4 protein-coding genes are annotated in these 2,398 nt (G+C 62.3%); 1 reads left to right on the top strand and 3 read right to left on the bottom strand.

What is annotated here, in order from left to right; genetic code table 11:
• The 3 genes from Y707_RS22785 to Y707_RS30430 all read right to left on the bottom strand — a co-directional run.
• Nucleotides 1-228, bottom strand: a 228-nt coding sequence (locus tag Y707_RS22785; RefSeq protein WP_162150158.1) for a hypothetical protein, incomplete at its 3' end; no start/stop codon positions are given.
• Between the two features lie 196 nt (nucleotides 229-424).
• Complete coding sequence (locus Y707_RS0102100; RefSeq protein ID WP_026533863.1) at nucleotides 425-622, bottom strand: hypothetical protein; 198 nt, start codon at nucleotides 620-622, stop codon at nucleotides 425-427.
• Nucleotides 623-632: 10 nt separating this feature from the next.
• Nucleotides 633-1,421 (bottom strand): lipase family protein, encoded by a 789-nt coding sequence (locus Y707_RS30430; protein WP_155852646.1) that lies wholly within the window; start codon nucleotides 1,419-1,421, stop codon nucleotides 633-635.
• A gap of 131 nt (nucleotides 1,422-1,552) precedes the next feature.
• Between Y707_RS30430 and Y707_RS31955 the strand changes: the two genes are divergently transcribed.
• Nucleotides 1,553-2,206, top strand: coding sequence for an MBL fold metallo-hydrolase (locus tag Y707_RS31955; protein WP_051441565.1), 654 nt, complete (start codon nucleotides 1,553-1,555; stop codon nucleotides 2,204-2,206).
• Nucleotides 2,207-2,398: the final 192 nt, after the last annotated feature.

Below are 2,398 nucleotides of genomic sequence, written 5' to 3' on the forward strand. Positions count from 1 at the left end.
GTCGGCCCATTGGACCAGTACTGCCGTGGTGGTCCAGCCGCCGGCCTTGCCGGTGATGTGTGCTGTGCCGCCGGCGGCCAGGGCGATGTCCGCGCTGATGTAGGGTTCGCGGCGGTACGGGGCATGCGTGGCCGGGCTGGAACGGAAGTCCGGGGATAAGGATATGTAGGCGCCGTCGTGATTTTCGAAGTGCCGTGCGGCTGAGGCGGTATCGACTTTAGTGACCATGGTGACCGATTCTGGCATCGCGGACAGACAATTTTCGTTCCCGCCCCCGAAAACCGGCCCGCGCCCGCCGCCTGTCCTGGTCAACGGCCCGCACCGCCCCTTACCCGGCAACTGATTGGGATGGCTCCCCTGCCGGCGGGAGGCCGGGTCCAACACCCCAGGGAAACCTCCGGTATATCGCGGAAGCGTGGCGGGTTCAGCGGCCGGGCGCTTCCCTGCCCGCAAGCTCGATTTCGGCCAGCAGGGCCGGATCGGCGACAACGCGGAAGTGGCCGGTCGATCGCAACTCGATATTGCGGGCGCCTGCCAGCTGGCTGCCACCGGGAATGTGCGGATCCCATGCGCTGTAGATGGACGTAATCCGGCTGTTCACAGCCCGGTTCTCCGCCAGCATCCGGAGTATTTTATTGGTCGGTGAAAATGCGCGGAGGCTCGGGATCAGGAACAACTGTGCGTATACCGAGCCGGAGAACGGCGTATTGATCGCGGCCACCGGGAATGTGCGGATCCCATGCGCTGTAGATGGACGTAATCCGGCTGTTCACAGCCCGGTTCTCCGCCAGCATCCGGAGTATTTTATTGGTCGGTGAAAATGCGCGGAGGCTCGGGATCAGGAACAACTGTGCGTATACCGAGCCGGAGAACGGCGTATTGATCGCGGCCATCCCGGCAATGCGGCCGCCGCCGTCGTCGCCTCCCTCGTTGAAGTCGTCGATCATGACGAACTTGCCGATGAGGCCGCCTTTGCTGTGCGCCACGATAAAGACATCGCGCAGGTCATGCCTTCTCAGGTAGTTCTGAACCAGGACGGCCATTTTGTCCACTGATTGGCGGTTGTAGCCCAGAGCCGCGACCACGTGGACGGGGTGGCCTGGGGTGGCCGCGGTTGTGCAGCCGGTCGGCCACCGGGCACAGGAACTGCCAAGGCTCGTAGACACCCGGAAGCAGGAGCACCGGCCTGCGTTGGGGATCGATGTTGCGGAGGTACTGAGCGGCGTCGGCCCGAAAGAGGAATCCGTGGACCTGCCAGAAGGCCAGGCGGACCGCGCCAGTTCATGGGCCAACGGACGGAAATAGCGGTGCGAGACGCCGATTCCGGGCACCAGGACAAAGACCGTGTCTCCGTTTCCGCCGGACCATAGGTTGAAGACCAGGCCCTCAACCTCGACCGTCTTTCTGGCAAACTCCGTCACGATTCTCCCTGTCGGCACCGGTCGATACTCAGTACACTTACCATATAGCCCACCGTTATGGGCCGGCCGCGGAATCCACCCAGGACGCTCACTTCGCAGCCCTCCATTTTGCCTCCGGACGGAGATGTCAGATGTTCACCAAGAATGTGGCCGACGGTATCCACCGTATCCAGAATGCTTATGTGAACGCTTATTTAGTCGAAGACGGGGACCGTGTGGCTATTATCGATGCCGGCCTGCCGGCGATGTGGGCGGAACTGCAGTCAGCGCTCTCAGAGATCGGGGCCCGCCCGGGCAGGGTCAGCCACATGGTGCTCACACACGCCCACTTTGACCATCTGGGCGTCGCCGCAAAGGTGCAGTCCGAGTACGGCGTCCCGGTCCTGGTTCACCGCTCGGACGCCTACATCGCCACGCATCCATACCGCTACAAGCACGAGAAGCCGAGGTTTCTGTATCCGGTGCGGTATCCGAAAGCCGTCCCGGTTTTGTTTGCCATGACCAAAGCCGGGGCGCTTAAGGTCAAGGGTCTCGAGGACATGCGCTACCTCGACACAGGGCCGGCGGACTACCTCCCCGGGAACCCTGAAATCATCCACACACCCGGCCATACCGCCGGGCACGTCGTGCGCACTCCAGCATGCACGAACACTGCAAGATCTGCGCCGACGCCTGCCGCCGCACCGAGAAGGCATGCGACGAACTCATCTCATCCCTCGGCTGAACCGCCGGCAAAACGGCCCCCCTCGTCTCCCTGCGAGAGCAGGTGTTTCGGTTCCCTGTAACGCCGCAACATTCCTTTGGCAATCACACGGAGTGCATAATCTGATGATGAGACACTCTATGGGGAGATTCGCCGCATTCACGGTGGTGGTACTGCTGTTGCTGACTGGTTGTGGATTATCTGTTCCAACCGATCCGGAGGGGACGTTGGAAGAGATCACCGGAGGTACGCTGCGGGTGGGCGTGACCGAAAG

The sequence above is a fragment of the Arthrobacter sp. H14 genome (assembly GCF_000520495.1).
GTDB lineage: Bacteria > Actinomycetota > Actinomycetes > Actinomycetales > Micrococcaceae > Arthrobacter_C.